The organism is Anaeromassilibacillus sp. SJQ-1 (assembly GCF_046693725.1).
GTDB lineage: Bacteria > Bacillota > Clostridia > Oscillospirales > Acutalibacteraceae > Anaeromassilibacillus.
Window position 1 is genome coordinate 59,359 of record NZ_JBKEIV010000044.1, and the last position, 14,431, is coordinate 73,789.

General features: G+C 47.9%; 16 protein-coding genes and 1 pseudogene. 12 read left to right on the forward strand and 5 right to left on the reverse strand.

Annotated elements, in window-relative coordinates:
- The first annotated feature begins 92 nt into the window (after positions 1 to 92).
- The 9 genes and pseudogenes from ACGCCZ_RS11865 to srtB all read left to right on the forward strand — a co-directional run bounded on the left by ACGCCZ_RS11865 (position 93) and on the right by srtB (position 7,558).
- Complete coding sequence (locus ACGCCZ_RS11865) at positions 93 to 677, forward strand: ECF transporter S component (RefSeq protein WP_054324340.1); 585 nt, start codon at positions 93 to 95, stop codon at positions 675 to 677.
- A 1,243-nt stretch (positions 678 to 1,920) separates the two neighbouring features.
- Positions 1,921 to 3,246: a lipopolysaccharide biosynthesis protein gene (locus tag ACGCCZ_RS11870; protein WP_411656129.1), complete on the forward strand. Its 1,326-nt coding sequence runs from the start codon at positions 1,921 to 1,923 to the stop codon at positions 3,244 to 3,246.
- 26 nt (positions 3,247 to 3,272) lie between these two features.
- Positions 3,273 to 3,533, forward strand: a complete 261-nt coding sequence (locus ACGCCZ_RS11875; RefSeq protein ID WP_411656130.1) for a hypothetical protein — start codon at positions 3,273 to 3,275, stop codon at positions 3,531 to 3,533.
- A gap of 4 nt (positions 3,534 to 3,537) precedes the next feature.
- The gene (locus tag ACGCCZ_RS11880; RefSeq protein ID WP_411656131.1) at positions 3,538 to 3,741 is read left to right on the forward strand and encodes a hypothetical protein; all 204 of its coding nucleotides are present in this window, start codon (positions 3,538 to 3,540) and stop codon (positions 3,739 to 3,741) included.
- Positions 3,699 to 4,256, forward strand: coding sequence for a DUF2207 domain-containing protein (locus ACGCCZ_RS11885; RefSeq protein ID WP_411656132.1), 558 nt, complete (start codon positions 3,699 to 3,701; stop codon positions 4,254 to 4,256). Before ACGCCZ_RS11880 ends, ACGCCZ_RS11885 begins: the two co-directional genes overlap by 43 nt.
- A 37-nt stretch (positions 4,257 to 4,293) precedes the next feature.
- Positions 4,294 to 5,000 (forward strand): annotated as a pseudogene (locus ACGCCZ_RS11890) (AzlC family ABC transporter permease).
- Positions 4,997 to 5,332: a branched-chain amino acid transporter permease gene (locus ACGCCZ_RS11895; protein ID WP_054324337.1), complete on the forward strand. Its 336-nt coding sequence runs from the start codon at positions 4,997 to 4,999 to the stop codon at positions 5,330 to 5,332. Before ACGCCZ_RS11890 ends, ACGCCZ_RS11895 begins: the two are co-directional and overlap by 4 nt.
- A gap of 70 nt (positions 5,333 to 5,402) precedes the next feature.
- Entirely contained in the window at positions 5,403 to 6,638 is a 1,236-nt protein-coding gene (locus ACGCCZ_RS11900) for a BTAD domain-containing putative transcriptional regulator (RefSeq protein WP_054324336.1), read from the forward strand.
- Positions 6,639 to 6,682: 44 nt separating this feature from the next.
- Entirely contained in the window at positions 6,683 to 7,558 is an 876-nt protein-coding gene (gene srtB, locus ACGCCZ_RS11905; RefSeq protein WP_158088993.1) for a class B sortase, read from the forward strand.
- A 627-nt stretch (positions 7,559 to 8,185) separates the two neighbouring features.
- Here srtB and ACGCCZ_RS11910 read toward each other — a convergent pair.
- The 5 genes from ACGCCZ_RS11910 to ACGCCZ_RS11930 all read right to left on the reverse strand — a co-directional run bounded on the left by ACGCCZ_RS11910 (position 8,186) and on the right by ACGCCZ_RS11930 (position 12,040).
- Positions 8,186 to 8,950 carry a MetQ/NlpA family ABC transporter substrate-binding protein gene (locus ACGCCZ_RS11910; RefSeq protein WP_411656228.1) on the reverse strand — a complete coding sequence of 255 codons (765 nt, stop codon included), beginning with the start codon at positions 8,948 to 8,950 and terminating at the stop codon, positions 8,186 to 8,188.
- A gap of 132 nt (positions 8,951 to 9,082) precedes the next feature.
- Positions 9,083 to 9,742, reverse strand: a complete 660-nt coding sequence (locus tag ACGCCZ_RS11915; protein ID WP_411656133.1) for a methionine ABC transporter permease — start codon at positions 9,740 to 9,742, stop codon at positions 9,083 to 9,085.
- Positions 9,732 to 10,751: a methionine ABC transporter ATP-binding protein gene (locus ACGCCZ_RS11920; protein ID WP_143255283.1), complete on the reverse strand. Its 1,020-nt coding sequence runs from the start codon at positions 10,749 to 10,751 to the stop codon at positions 9,732 to 9,734. Before ACGCCZ_RS11920 ends, ACGCCZ_RS11915 begins: the two co-directional genes overlap by 11 nt.
- A gap of 127 nt (positions 10,752 to 10,878) precedes the next feature.
- Positions 10,879 to 11,553 (reverse strand): tRNA (guanosine(46)-N7)-methyltransferase TrmB, encoded by a 675-nt coding sequence (trmB, locus tag ACGCCZ_RS11925; RefSeq protein ID WP_411656134.1) that lies wholly within the window; start codon positions 11,551 to 11,553, stop codon positions 10,879 to 10,881.
- A complete protein-coding gene (locus ACGCCZ_RS11930; RefSeq protein ID WP_054324330.1) occupies positions 11,537 to 12,040 on the reverse strand; it encodes a YbaK/EbsC family protein in 504 nt (167 codons plus the stop codon). Before ACGCCZ_RS11930 ends, trmB begins: the two co-directional genes overlap by 17 nt.
- Positions 12,041 to 12,365: 325 nt before the next feature.
- Between ACGCCZ_RS11930 and ACGCCZ_RS11935 the strand changes: the two genes are divergently transcribed.
- The 3 genes from ACGCCZ_RS11935 to ACGCCZ_RS11945 are packed head-to-tail and all read left to right on the forward strand — an operon-like array spanning position 12,366 to position 14,403.
- The gene (locus ACGCCZ_RS11935) at positions 12,366 to 13,427 is read left to right on the forward strand and encodes an FAD:protein FMN transferase (protein ID WP_054324329.1); all 1,062 of its coding nucleotides are present in this window, start codon (positions 12,366 to 12,368) and stop codon (positions 13,425 to 13,427) included.
- Positions 13,424 to 13,822, forward strand: coding sequence for a NusG domain II-containing protein (locus ACGCCZ_RS11940; protein WP_054324328.1), 399 nt, complete (start codon positions 13,424 to 13,426; stop codon positions 13,820 to 13,822). The genes ACGCCZ_RS11935 and ACGCCZ_RS11940 overlap by 4 nt, the downstream gene beginning before the upstream one ends.
- 38 nt (positions 13,823 to 13,860) lie before the next feature.
- Positions 13,861 to 14,403 (forward strand): Gx transporter family protein, encoded by a 543-nt coding sequence (locus ACGCCZ_RS11945; protein WP_082402230.1) that lies wholly within the window; start codon positions 13,861 to 13,863, stop codon positions 14,401 to 14,403.
- Positions 14,404 to 14,431: the final 28 nt, after the last annotated feature.

The following is a 14,431-nucleotide window of genomic DNA, read 5'->3' on the forward strand; positions in this document are numbered from 1 at the left end:
ATATTTTAGTATGAACACTTTTGCGCTATGATTATACCACAAATGGACAGAGATGCAAGATTCTCTGTTTAAACTGTCTGGAGGGGAAGACCATGAAATTTCATTTGAATGAACGGAATACCAGCGTCAATCTGGCGCTTACTGGGCTGATGGCGGCGCTTGTCCTGGTGGCGACGATGTTCTTTAAAGTGCAGATTCCTGTGGGAACGGATAAAACGATGATTGGCTTTGCAAATGTGTTTTGCATTTTAGCCGGCCTGTTGTTGGGGCCGGTGTATGGCGGCCTTGCGGCTGGCATTGGTTCCTGCATTTTTGATTTAATCGGCGGATGGGCGGACAGTGCGCCAAGTACCTTGATTTTTAAATTCCTAATGGCGTTTGTGTGCGGCCTGATCGCATGGGGCGGCGATCACACGGCGAGGAAGCTCTCCCGTGTGATTGTGGGTGCAGTGAGTGGTTCTCTCTGCTACTGTGTTCTGTATTTGGGATATTCGTTCGTGAAGCTAATCTTGGTGGGATCTGCACCAGAGGCTGCGGCGCTTGCAATGGTAACAAAGTTGGCAGCCACTTTGACAAATGCAATTGTGGCCGATGTGATCGCGGTGCCGTTTTTCTTTGCGATCCGCAAAGCCTTGGAGCGTGCGCATTTACCAGTAGGCGGCCCGCGTCGAGCGTAACCGAATAGAAGTGAAAATAGATAAGCCTGTTGTACGTGGGAAAGACCGTACAACGGGCTTATTTTTTTAAAAGATGCGAGAAAAATCAGGTCATGTCTTGACGCCATTGTACGTGGGAAAGACCGTGTTTAGAGGTATTTCATCCGGGGCAAGACTCCTCGTTTCAAAAAATTTGAGGACTCCATCAGGATTGTAGGAAGCCGCAAAAATAGGAAATTTATTTTTTATAATCCATATTTGCGGGGATGGACTGATGGGAGGTCGTTTCTTTCAGGAGGCGGACCCTCTATCCCGGTGAGGTACGGGGGCATATACAGAAATGATTCAATTTTACAAGGCTCCGGGATTCGAACGGTTCGATTGTCAGGAGAGGGGTGCTCTATCCTATTGAACTACTGGCGCATGTACAAAAATTATTCAATTGTACGGCTCCGGCGGACGAGAGATCGTCAAATATTAGGAGGAGGACCCTCTATCCCGGTGGGGTACGGGGCATATACAGAAATGATTCAATTTTACAAGGCTCCAGGATTCGAACGGTTCGATTGTCAGGAGAGGGGTGCTCTATCCTATTGAACTACTGGCGCATGTACAAAAATTATTCAATTGTACGGCTCCGGCGGATGAGAGATCGTCAAATATTAGGAGGAGGACCCTCTATCCTGGTGAGGTACGGGGACATATACAGAAATGATTCAATTTTACAAGGCTCCAGGATTCGAACGATTCGATTTTTAGGAGAAACGTCCTCCCTTTGCTTTGTCATACCTTCTGATTATCGACTGATTTTGAGAAGATTCCCATGCTTTGGATTCCTTTTCCGTCCGCAAGCTCACTGCAAGTGGGTTGTTTTTGACGAAACTGGACATCGTATAGAGGGTTTGGCATTTGGAAGGACAACTGCTTTTGAAATGGAATTCCCTAGGAGTTTGCATATCGCCCGGAAGATGTGGATAAGAGACGTTTCTCGATAGATAGAATCGGAGTCGGGAATCTGCAGAAAGGACCAAACAACGGAAGGATATAAATAAAGAAGGACCGATTTGTATAGAAACCTACGAAAGGGTTTTATACGATATGGACGATATTCCTGGCTTTTTTCGCCCTTTTGAAACCTCAAACCCGCAGAATCCGTAAAAATCCGGAAAATCCCTTGTGGAATTGCCTGTCAAAATGTTATAATAATCTTTATGAATTTCGGCCTTGAAAAAAGGGATTTTTCCCTGGAATGGAGTTTCACAGGATGAAGGATACGGAAAAGAAGCCCAAGAGACTTCACAGCGACATTGTGCGGGATAGTATCAATACATTCGGCACCAATGCGATTGGCTCTCTATTGTCCATCATCTCCGCTTTTTTTGTACTGGGTGTCCTGGACCCTGACGTCAAAGGGCAGTATAACCAAGTGCAGCTGGTGGGAAATGGTTTGTTTACACTGTTTGGGTTCAGCATCAATGCCGCAATGATCTACTTTGTCTCCCGCTTTAAGATCAAGAATACCAAAAAGGCGATCACAACCTTGACAACAGCGATGTCCATCCTGATTATGGCGGCTGGCGCTGCGGCAGTGCTGTTTATGAAGCAGATCTTTTTCCCCGGCAGTACGGCCTTTTACTGTTGGGCGGCTGTTGTGTATGGCCTGTTCTCATTTTTGTTAAACGTCTGCCTGGCAATTCTGCGCGGTGAAAACAAGTTTAAAATGTTCAACACCATCAACCTGCTGCAAAAAGTGTTGCTGACCGCATTTATGTTTTCCATGTTGTTGTGGCCCAGTGCGATGTTGTTGGTGACTTCGATGATTGGCATCCAGGTGCTGATGATCGTCTTGGCGATGTATGGAATTAAGCGTTGGAATGGAAAAGAGCCGGAACCTGCTCCAGATGATGATTTTCCTGTACGGACAGGTGCCATGTTGCGCTACAGTCTGAAGTCGCATGTTTCCAATGTGATGACCTATATTAACTCCTATTTGGGCTCTTATATTGTCAACGCCGTGTATTCTCTTTCGACCTTTGGCATTTATAATGCGGCAGTGACAATGATGCAGCAGGTCTGGTTGTTGCCCGATGCAGTGAGCCAAGTGATTATGAGCCGGATTGCGGCCATGCATGAGAAGGATGACAAAGTCCGTTTGACCTTGATGTCCTGTAAAGTTGTAACCTATATCACCATCGTTTGCGCCGTACTTTTGGTGTTAGTGGCGCAGGTATTTGTGCCGATTGTTTTCCCAAAGTATGTAGAGGCGATCGCGCCTTTGCGGTATCTAATCATTGGTTCGATTTTTATCTGTTATGCAAAGGTGTTGGCCAATTCCATTGCCGCTTATGGAAAACCGGAGTTGAATATTCTGCCCACCATCATCGGAATTATCGTCAATCTGAGTTTGTCCTTCGTTTTGATTCCTTTGATGGGGGTCAATGGAATTGCATTGGCAACATCAGCGTCTTTGACTGCACAGGGCTTTACCTCCATGGTGATTTTTTGCCTGTTTACGCACACGCCATTTTACCGGCTTTTGATCCCGAACGGTGAAGAAATCCGTTCGGTCAAGCAACTCTTTCGGAAATAATTTATGAATACAAGGAGAGAGCATCCATGAAAAAATACCTATCTCTGCTTCTGGCGCTGCTTCTGGCGCTCTCATGTACGTCCTTCGCTTTTGCTGAAGAAGACGAAGAAGAGATCTCGTCAGAAATGAAGGAACTCGGCGAATACATTATGAACCATCAGGTGGAAGCGTTTGATCTGGCGGTGGAGGGCTATACCTGTCAATCCGAAAAGGTAGAGGCAGAGCTGCTGCACAGATGGTACGGTGAACATCATAGAATATTGGACGTTCTCCTGCCGGAATTTTGAAAAGATGACAAAATTCGAACGCACGATTGCAAAGTCCGATGCCTATGAAATATCGAATATCCGTGTGGTCATGGGTTCAGAGGATTTGGAGCGTTTTAACAGCTACGAGGAGATTCAAGCAGCGACGGAAACCGAGGGGAAAAATATCCGGAGCGTAAGTATACATTGGATGAAACCGATACGGGATACGACATTCATGCTTATCTAAAAAATTGGAATGCTACTACGACGATCAAAGTCCTCTATACGGTAAAAGGCGCGGTTCGGTTTCATAACGATACGATGGAATTCAACTGGCAACTGATCGGAGAAGATATTCCATATGAGGCGGGATTGCTGACTGGTTATGTCATTTTGCCGTATGGTGCGGAGCGCAAAGAGGTAAAAGCATGGACGCATGACCAGGAAAACGATACGCTGGTCATCGAAAGCGGCGAATTGGTGAGCTTGACCGTGGACGAAGTTCCGGCCAACCATGCCGTAGACATCCGTGTGACCGCCCCGTTGTATCTGTTCCCCAATGCTGCGGATGCCTATAAGACCGGGGAAGATGCCTATCTGCAAATTTTGCAGGAGGAAAATGACCCGGATCAAAATCCTGATTACACTGCGGGGGAGGCGCGCAAAGACCAGATGATTCGCATAGCGGCTCCGGTTGTATTGATTGGTGGTGCAGCGCTGATTTTGATTGTCTCCCGCCTTCGCAGGAAGAAAAAGGCATAAGGGAGGCAAAGCAATGCAAACAGGACAACCAGCAAAAATGCGGCAGTTGAAGTTGGCCCTCCGCGCAGCCTTCCCTCGAACGGTTCCCGTGATGGTGGGATACCTTTTTTTGGGGGCTGCCTTTGGAATTTTGCTGGAAAGTAAAGGGTATGGCTTTGGATGGGCTGCCTTGATGAGCATATTCATCTATGCCGGATCGATGCAATTTGTAGCAGTCGATCTGTTGGCCACCGGGGCAGGATTTTTACAGGTTATTTTGATGACCTTGATGGTGAATATCCGACATGTCTTTTACGGGATTTCCATGTTGGGGAAATTTCGGAATCTTGGAGCAAAGAAACCCTACATGATTTTTTCCCTGACGGACGAAACGTTTTCTTTGCTTTGCACAGCAGAGCCACCGAAAAATGTGGACCGCAATTGGTTTTTCTTTTTTATCGCTTTGTTCAATCAGTTATATTGGATTGTGGGTTCTGTGGTAGGAGGCTTGCTCGGTTCTTCTTTTCGTTCAACACGCAGGGAATTGACTTTGCAATGACGGCACTCTTTGTGGTAATCTTTGTAAACCAGTGGCGCGAGGCAAAGAGCCATGTTCCGGCGTTGGTGGGGCTGGTTTGTTCACTGGTGTGTCTATTGCTCTTTGGAGCGGACAATTTTATCCTGCCGGCGTTGATCGGAATGGTCGTGTTACTGTCGGTCTTTCGAGGACGTCTGGACAGGCCGGAGGAGGGGGCGGCTACATGAACGGGGCGATTCGTGCGCTACTGGTGATTGCGTTTGTTGCGCTTGTTACTTTTTTCACAAGGCTGCTTCCGTTTGTTCTTTTCCCAGAAGGAAAGGAGACCCCACCGTATGTGAAATATCTGGGGAAAGTTTTACCTTTTGCAATTATTGCCATGCTGATGGTATACTGTTTGAAAGGGACCAGTTTGTTGGAATGGCCATATGGATTACCGGAACTGATCGCTGTAGCAGCGGTTGTGGTGCTGCACCTTTGGAAGAAAAACACTCTGCTGAGTATTGGTGTAGGGACGGTACTGTATATGCTGTTGGTGCAGTTTGTTTTTATTACATAAGGGTTTCCTGTCCAGGGGGCAGGACAACCAATCCAGTGAAACGAATAAAAAGATTGTGGGGGAAATCGGAATGATGGCCACTGAAAAGCTGTCCGTGCGCATGCTGGGAGATTTTTCAATCCGGCGGGGCGACCGGGAAGTCGTGAAAAAAGGAAACCGTTCCAAAAAGATCTGGCTTTTGATAGGGATTCTCTTAATTAACCGGGGCCAAAGGTTGTCCCAAGACCATTTGATTCGTCTATTGTGGCGGGATGGAGACGAGTGTATCGATCCGGCAAATTCTTTGAAGAATTTGGTCTATCGTGCGCGTATGCTGTTGGATGATTTGACGCCGGACAATGAAGCTTGTGAGGAAGGCATGGAGCTGATTCGTTTTTCCGAAGGCGCTTACATGTGGAATGAGGATTTTCCTTGTGAGATTGATACGGAGGTTATGTCCCTATTGGCCAAGCGTGGTTCGGATGAAGAGCAGGCCCTGGAAAGCCGTATTGCCTGTTATTCCCAGGCGGTGGAACTGTACAACGGGGAATTCCTGCCCAATTTGGGAGAGGACGAATGGATTTTTAGCAGACGTGCGCAATACCAAAGCCTCTATGTCAGTTGTGTACTGACGCTATGCAGACTTTTGAACCAGTCGGAACAGTACGGGGATGTGATCTCAGTTTGTGAGCGTGCGGTCCGCTTTTGTCCTTATCAGGAGGACATCCATCACATTTTGCTAAAGGCCTATTTGCATACCGGTCAATATGCACAAGCTTTGGTTCATTATGAGAATATTTCGGAATCTTTTAATCGGGAATTGGGAATGGGTCTTTCTAATTCCATCCGAAATCTACATCGTGAAATTATCCAAGGGCTCAACATGGTAGAGATCGATATGAATCAGATCAAGGACGACATCCTTGCGGAGGAGACCTCCGGTTCTACGCCATTTTTCTGTGAATATACGGTATTCCGTGAAATCTGTCGAGTACAGATGCGTTCGCAAGAGCGCTGCAATCAGAGCGAGGTTTTGATTTTGCTTACAGCAACGGATAAGAACGGAGAGATTCCTCCGTTGGAGAAATTAAAAAATATTATGATCCTTTTGAAGCAAGCAATATCGGAAACCTTACGCCGGAATGATATTGTAGCGCGCTATAGCCCGTCGCAGTTTATTTTGGGGCTGCTGGTGGCACAGGAAGAAAACGGTCAATTGGTTGCAAACCGCATCCGCAGCGCATTTGAGGCCAAATGCCGTAGAAAAGGGGAAATACACCTGAAAGAACAGATCATCAGCCTGCGTACACAAGAGACGCAGCGTTGACCGGCGGATCGATAGAAGATGCGGAAACTGCGAAAGGAGAGCCTATGAGAAACGGTCTACGCAAGGGGATTTTTGTTGTGTCGCTCTGTGTTTTTGTGGGCTCCTTGAGCGTGATCGGATATAAGGGAATCTATGAACCCCTGCGAAACCGGAATGCAGTCGAGCAGGTACAGCAGATTTATCACACCGAAGAAGATGACAAGGATCGTACCTCTTCTTCACAGGTTCCGGAAAAAACCGCAGAGAGAAAACGGGATGCCTTTAAACAACTCAAGGAAGGCAATCCGGATACCATTGGATGGATTCAGATTCCCAATACGGTGGTGGATTATCCAGTGATGCAGTCTGCAAAGGACAATCCAGAACTCTATTTGCGTCATGGATATGACAAAAAGTATACCCAGTATGGGTGTATTTTTCTGGATGCCAATTGCTCGCCGGCACAGGACATGAAGAATTTGACTCTCTATGGGCATAATATGGATGATGGGCAGATGTTTGCAGCTATTTTGCAATATACCGATCTGGATTTCTATAAGTCTGCTCCTGTTATTGATTTCGACTTAGAAGGCGTTGAGGGCAAGTGGAAGGTTTTCTCTGTGTTTAAGATCAACACACTCCCAGAGCAGGGAGAGATTTTCGACTATGCCCAGCCGGATTTTCCAGATGATGCAGCTTTTGCGGCGTTTATTGAGGAGATGAAAAGCCGCTCTATTCTAAATATACCAGTTGATGTTACCACAGATGACCAATTGCTCACCCTTTCAACCTGTTCCTATGAGTTTAAAGAATTTCGAACGGTCGTTGTGGCCCGCCGTGTGCGGGAAGGCGAGGATGCAACTGTGAACTTAGATCAGGCAGGGTATAATCCGTCGCCGGTCTACCCAGATTGTTGGGTACAGAAATACGGAAATGGATGAAGGGGCTTGATCTTGTAATTCTCGGAGAGGAATAGCAATCATCGGGAACGGATACATCATTTATAAATAGAATTGCACGTCCAACAAAAAATAACGCCCTGTATCTGCCGAATGGCTGTGTTACAGGGCGTTTCTTTGTTAGGCTGGAGACACATATTAAAATCGCATCAAAGCGCTTTTACGAAGCTCCTTTTGCTTTTGGCTAGCGCAAAAAGGCCAACAAGGAGAAACTGGGCCTCTCAGTGGTGGCAAGTATAATCTGATTCGAAAGGATGAAATCGGAACTACTTAAAACTACATGTAATGAGAGGTTTACTTCCATCTTAAAGGGCAGCACTTTTGATTCATAGGAAGAGGTACTGAAAATAGGATTGCATTGCTTGCCCGGCTACGGATAAACCAGCTCCTCTCAGTATCTTGTTAACCATATCGGTTCTGGGGGTTTACAAATACCTCTGAAATCATCGGAAAAGGCTAGGCGATGTTCCTTCTTAATAGGCTGGTAACCCCCAAGATCGTTTCCAGTCGAAACTTTTTGAATTTCGCGGTTGAAGCAAGGCGTTTATGCTGAAAGTGGCAACAAGAAACCGGCTGTGTGATTTCACACAGCCGGTTGACGTTTGCGGTTCACTCAATTGGAACAACGGAACCCGCATAAGTTTCATTGATATACTGCTTAACAGTGTCGCTCTTCAGGGCATCCACAAGCGCCTTCAATTCCGGGCGGTCTTCGTCTCCCTTGCGAACAGCGATCACATTGGGGTAGGCGGTTGTCGCAACAGAACCGCTCTCTTCCACGGCCAAAGCGTCGCTGATTTTTAGGCCGCCGTCGATGGCGTAATTTCCGTTGATGACGGCGAGATCGACATCGGGAAGAATGCGGGACAACTGTGCCGCCTCAATTTCCGTTATTTGAATATTCTTGGGATTATTGGTGATGTCCTTCACTGTCGCATTTAATCCAGCGGATTCATCCACTTCGATGAAGCCCTGATCTTGGAGCAACAGGAGTGCGCGCGCTTCATTGGTCGTATCATTCGGGACGGCAATGGTCGCATTGTCCGGGAGGTTGTCCAATGAGGCAGTACGGCCGGCATAAATGCCGAGGGGCTCGTAATGGATTGCACCGATGGAGACCAATTCCGTGCCATACTCCTCGTTAAAGTTGTCCAGATAGGTCTGATGCTGGAAATAGTTTGCATCCAGTTCGCCCTCAGAGAGCGCAAGGTTCGGCTGCACATAATCGGAAAATTCGACGACATCCAGCTCATAGCCCTGTTCTTTAAGAAGATCACTGGCGACCGCAAGAATTTCTGCATGAGGGGCAGGAGAAGCCCCTACTTTAATGACTTTAGCTTCAGAATTGGTTGCATTTGTTTCGGAAGCAGGTATTACCGCCGGATTGGCATCCAGCTAAAACAGTAGCGGAAAGTGCAACAGCCAACAAAATTGCAAAAATCTTTTTCATGAGAGAATCCTCCTTGTTTTTTCAACAGATGGAAAAAACATTCTGTTTTTCCAAATTTATTTCCGCCGGTCGAGTCGCCTGGCTACCCAAAGCCCCAGCCCTTGGAATACCTGAACCACAACGATCAAGAGGACGACGGTGATGAGCATAATATCCTCTTCACGTCGGTAATAACCGAAGCGTATGGCAATGTCTCCTAATCCTCCACCGCCGACAAATCCTGCCATCGCAGTATATCCAAGAATGGTCGTGATGGCAATGGCACAGTTGACGATGAGCGAAGGGCGTGCCTCTGGAAGAAGGACTTTCCAAATGATCTGGAAAGCGGAAGCTTCCATCGATTGAGATGCTTCAATCACACCAACATCGACTTCTTTGAGAGACCCCTCGACCAACCGCGCCACAAACGGGGCGGCAGAGATCGTCAGGGGGACAATGACTGCGGTAGGGCCGAGTGTGGTACCGAGCAGCCAACGAGTGAACGGCAAAACAGCAATTAATAGGATGATGAATGGGAAAGACCGGGTCAAATTGACCACCACATCCAAAATTTTGTACAGGACTGGATGTGGGCGGATCCCGTCCGAGGCGCACATGACGAGCAGAACACCCAATGGAAGTCCAATCACATAGGCGAACAGGGTGGACCCCAGTGTCATATACAGGGTTTCACCAACGCCTTGTAACAACATTTGCAGCGTGGATTCATCCCACATTTCCGCTCACCTCCTCTACGGTCAATCCCCGCAGATGCAGATACCGCTGCATCTTTTCCGCAAGAGAGACATCTTCCGGCAATTGGATCACGATTTGACCGAAAGCTTTGCCGTCCATATTTTTTGTGTCTGCAAATAGAATATTGACAGGGGACTTATATTCCAGCACCATGTTTGCGATCACAGGTTCAAAAGAGGAACTCCCATCGAATACAATGCGAATTGCATGCTTGCCGGTGAATTGCTCGGTAGTATGTTTCCCCTCAGGAAAGACCAAATGTTGTGCAGCCGGTGTCTTGGGGTGGGAGAAGATCTCTGTAACCTCACCGCACTCGGCAATTTTGCTCTCACTGATGATGGCCACCCGGTTACAGATTTCTTCGATCACGCTCATTTCATGCGTGATAATTACAATGGTGATTCCCAGACGGCGGTTGATATCCTTTAATAACGAAAGGATAGAAGCCGTTGTATTTGGGTCTAGGGCGGAAGTCGCTTCATCGCATAGAAGTACCTTCGGATTGGTTGCAAGCGCACGGGCGATGGCGATGCGCTGTTTCTGTCCACCTGAAAGCTGAGAGGGGTAGGCCTTTGCCTTATCGGCTAACCCGACAAGCTCTAAAAGTTCTTTCGCGCGTTTTCTGGCGGTGATCTTGTCTACTCCGGAGATCTCCAATGGAAAGCAGATGTTTGCTTCTGCTGTCCGCTGCATCAGTAGATTGAACTGTTGGAAAATCATGCCCATCGAGCGACGTGCTTCACGCAGTTGTTTGCGATTTAGCTTGGAAAGGTCCATACCATTGAAGAATACAGTCCCCTCCGTAGGAACCTCCAGCATGTTCATACAGCGCACCAGCGTACTTTTTCCTGCACCGCTCATACCGATAATTCCGAAGATGTCGCCTTCTTCGATTTTCAGGTTGATGTCCCGCAGCGCATGGACTTCCGTGTTCTTTCCCCGGAAGGTTTTGCTCAAGGAGCGAATTTCGATCATCGGTTTACCTTCCACACTGCACCCCTCTTTCCATCTTTTGGTGGGATACCGAGCCGCAGAGTATCCCTTAATTATTACTGATTTAATAGGAATTATACGGCACAAAACGACGCCTGTCAAGCAAAATACATATGAGATACATTCATTCGACGGGCGGCTCCCAACGTGCGATCAACGCTTTGATGGGAATCCCCTGTTCGGTGAACATCTTTTCATGTTCGGTCGGGGCATCCTGCTCAAAAAAATCTGGACTTTTATGTAAATCCATTGTCTGAGATAAAAGTGCAAATCCACTTTCCTTTACATATGCCAGCGTATCGGAGAAAAGGCCATCATCGTCTGTTTTGAACCAAAGTTCACCACCCGGCTTGAGGAATTGCTTATAATCGTTTAAACGGCGCGGATGGGTCAAGCGGCGCTTGTTGTGCTTTGCGCGCGGCCAGGGATTGCAAAAATTGATGCAAATGCGCTCCACACCATCTTCTGGGCGAAGAATATTGCAGATTTGTTCCACATTATAGGCGGTTAACCCGACATTGTCAACGGGCTGTCCGATTTCAGCAAATGCAGCCTCCACAATGCGCTTGGCGGGCGCCAAAACAATATCTTTTAGGTCCACTCCAAGGTAGTTGATGTTTGGATTTTTGGGAGCCAATCCGGCGATGTACCAACCTTTTCCACAGCCAAGCTCCAAGTGAATCGGCTGCTTTTGAGAAAACCAATCCTGCCATTTGCCAGCCATGCGCTCTGGACCGCGGACAAAAAAGGGGCAGGCGTTTAATTCCGGAGTCGCCCATGGTTTATTGCGCATCCGCATTTGCAATTCCCTCCGTCTCCCAATTTTTACACACATCCACCCACTTTAGACTGTGAGAATACCGGAAGAGTTCCTCACAATTCAATTCAATGGCAGAGTTTGCCGTACCGCAGGCAGGAAAAACCGTTGCAAAGCGTTTTAAAGAGACGTCACAATACACTGCTGCGGTATTTGGATTGGCAAAGGGGCATACGCCTCCTACTGGATGGCCCGTAAGGGGCAACACTTCCTCCGCATTCAACATTTTGGCTTTCCGATGAAATTCTGCTTTAAATTTACCGTTGTCAATCTTGGCATCGCCAGCGGCGACGACTAAGATGCAGCCGTTATCCGCTTGCAGAGAAATCGTCTTGGCAATACGTGCAGGTTCCACGCCGAGCGCCTGTGCGGCTAACTCCACTGTGGCGCTGGAAACGGAAAATTCCTGTACGCGATCGGCTACCCCATAGGGTTCTAAATACCGTTTTACGGTTTCAATTCCTGACATGAATACGTCCCTCCATACCGCTACTCAACCGGCTGGGTTGTTGCGGCTCTTTCCATAACATAATTCTAACAAAGTATAGCATAAGAATAGACGTTGGAAAGCAGTTCAAAAGGAATTTGTTGAATACGACAAAAAAAGTTGGGTAATTTTCGCCTTTCTGGTGTGATTTTGTGGAATGTGCAGGGAGAGAGAAATTCAACACTTTTTTTGCTTCAATTTCTTACAAATAACCAGTTGAAAAATGTCCCGATCGTTTGCTTGCTCTATCAAGAGTATGGTATACTATATTTTGTATAGAGGCATGTGAGCCGCTTTGGAGGAACCCATGAAGAATCAGAAAAAATGGAAAATCGGCCGGGCGTTGGCGTTTTTTGCAGTTGTTTTGGTGTTGGTATTTGCCGGCCGCCAATGGTACATACAGCAACGTGACCGGCAACCGTTTACCAGCACAGAATATGCAATGGGAAGCTATGTCCAGCAGACGGTTTATGGCCGTATGGGAGAGGATGCTGCATCCGAGGCGGCCAATGCGGTACAGCGTTTAGAAAATCAGATTTCCTGGCGGATGGAGGATTCCGACATTGCGCGTTTGAATGCAGCGGCAGGAACGGATTGGATTGCGATTGAACCCCAGACAGCGGATTTATTGGAAATGGCTCTTCATGTGGCAGAGCAATCGGAGGGGGCTTACGACCCGACGGTCTTGCCGGTCAGTTCCCTATGGGATTTTGGAGGAGAAAACCAACACTTGCCGGACGAAGAAGAGATCGAGACATACCGGACTTTTGTGGACTATCACAACCTTCGAGTTGACAAAGAAACTTCCGAGGCTTCTTTAAAGATCCATGGGGCCGCTCTCGACCTCGGTGGTATTGGAAAGGGTGCAGCGTGTGATACAGCGGTGCAGGCCTACCAGGAGGCAGGGGTGAAAGCTGGGATTATCGCAGTGGGCGGCAGTATTGGCTTATATGGGGAAAAACCCGATGGAAGCCTTTGGCGGTTGGCTGTCCGCGATCCTCAAAGTGGCGATGACAAAGCGGAAGAGATGGGGTTGTTGGATTTGGCATCCGGTTTTGTTTCCACTTCCGGTTCGTACGAAAAGAATTTTACGGAGAATGGCAAGACCTATCATCATATTCTCGACCCGAAAACCGGATATCCGGCAGAAAGTGGACTCGTTTCCGTCACCGTGGTTTCCGACAGTGGTGCGTTAAGCGACGCGCTATCCACGGCGGCTTTTGTACTCGGAGAAGAGAGGGGAATGAGCCTACTAGAGCACTATGATGCAGGCGGCGTTTTTATTGCAGAGGATGGACGTGTTTGGGTATCCGATTCCTTAGAAGATGCCTTTCAACTTACGTCGGACGCCTACACGCTTGTATCATGAACGGGCGGGAAAATCGGACGCGCTTGTTGAAGAAGCAGGATGTCGTGTTGATCGCCATCCTACTGGCACTTGCTGGATGTTTAGCCGCGTGGTTCCAGCTACGTCCGGTGGAGGAATGTATCGCGGTGGTGGAACAGAATGGACAGGTTATCCGCCGCATAGATTTAGACAGACAGACTCAAACGGAAGAACTGGCCCTTGGCGGTCCATATCAGGTCAAGCTGTTGGTGGAACCGGGAGCGATTTCCTTCTTTTCGTCTGCATGCCCGGACAAAACCTGTATACGCACAGGGAAATTGACACGGCCGGGACAGTCGGCTGTGTGTCTGCCTGCGCGTGTTTCTGTACGGCTAGAATCCGGTGGAACTTCCGGATTTGACGGGGTGACCGGTTGAGGTCATTGTGTGCGTTTCGATTGGGAAAGGGATGGACGATGAGACAGCAGGGATATTTAAATCTATCGCCTAGAACGCAGCGCATTGCGTTTAACGGCCTATTAGGGACGCTGGCATTGGTGCTGTCTGCATGGGAGGGGATGCTTCCTCCCATTCCGGTATTGCCACCTGGAGCAAAGTTAGGGCTGTCCAATTTGGTGACCATGTACGCTGCAGGGACGGTGGGACTTGGCCCGGCATTGTGTATTGCAATTTTAAAAGGATTATTCGCTGGAATAACACGTGGATTTGTGGCGATGCTGATGAGCCTTTCGGGAGGAGTGGCCAGTACGCTGGTAATGTGGTTTTTCCTGCGATTAAAAGGGAATCCGTTCGGAATGATCGGCCTTGGCGTGGCGGGAGCGCTTTCACACAATGCAGCGCAGTTGTGTGTGGCGGCGTTGCTTACAACGCCTGCAATCGTCTGGTATATTCCATGGTTGCTTTTATTTGGTGTGTGTTCCGGTATTCTCACGGGGTTGGTGCTTCGTGCAGTGATGCCGTTACTCGATAAATGGCGTCCCATTGAACGGGATGCTTAGGAAGAAAGTATGTTTGAAAATGGAGGGA

Excerpts from the sequence above, each read along its gene's own strand:
- ACGCCZ_RS11945 (WP_082402230.1), top strand. The coding sequence starts at position 13,861 with ATGAGACAGCAGGGATATTTAAATCTATCGCCTAGAACGCAGCGCATT.
- ACGCCZ_RS11930 (WP_054324330.1), bottom strand. The coding sequence starts at position 12,040 with ATGTCAGGAATTGAAACCGTAAAACGGTATTTAGAACCCTATGGGGTA.
- ACGCCZ_RS11935 (WP_054324329.1), top strand. The coding sequence starts at position 12,366 with ATGAAGAATCAGAAAAAATGGAAAATCGGCCGGGCGTTGGCGTTTTTT.
- trmB (WP_411656134.1), bottom strand. The coding sequence starts at position 11,553 with ATGCGGATGCGCAATAAACCATGGGCGACTCCGGAATTAAACGCCTGC.
- ACGCCZ_RS11940 (WP_054324328.1), top strand. The coding sequence starts at position 13,424 with ATGAACGGGCGGGAAAATCGGACGCGCTTGTTGAAGAAGCAGGATGTC.
- ACGCCZ_RS11880 (WP_411656131.1), top strand. The coding sequence starts at position 3,538 with ATGACAAAATTCGAACGCACGATTGCAAAGTCCGATGCCTATGAAATA.
- ACGCCZ_RS11900 (WP_054324336.1), top strand. The coding sequence starts at position 5,403 with ATGATGGCCACTGAAAAGCTGTCCGTGCGCATGCTGGGAGATTTTTCA.
- ACGCCZ_RS11915 (WP_411656133.1), bottom strand. The coding sequence starts at position 9,742 with ATGTGGGATGAATCCACGCTGCAAATGTTGTTACAAGGCGTTGGTGAA.
- ACGCCZ_RS11865 (WP_054324340.1), top strand. The coding sequence starts at position 93 with ATGAAATTTCATTTGAATGAACGGAATACCAGCGTCAATCTGGCGCTT.
- ACGCCZ_RS11875 (WP_411656130.1), top strand. The coding sequence starts at position 3,273 with ATGAAAAAATACCTATCTCTGCTTCTGGCGCTGCTTCTGGCGCTCTCA.
- ACGCCZ_RS11895 (WP_054324337.1), top strand. The coding sequence starts at position 4,997 with ATGAACGGGGCGATTCGTGCGCTACTGGTGATTGCGTTTGTTGCGCTT.
- srtB (WP_158088993.1), top strand. The coding sequence starts at position 6,683 with ATGAGAAACGGTCTACGCAAGGGGATTTTTGTTGTGTCGCTCTGTGTT.
- ACGCCZ_RS11870 (WP_411656129.1), top strand. The coding sequence starts at position 1,921 with ATGAAGGATACGGAAAAGAAGCCCAAGAGACTTCACAGCGACATTGTG.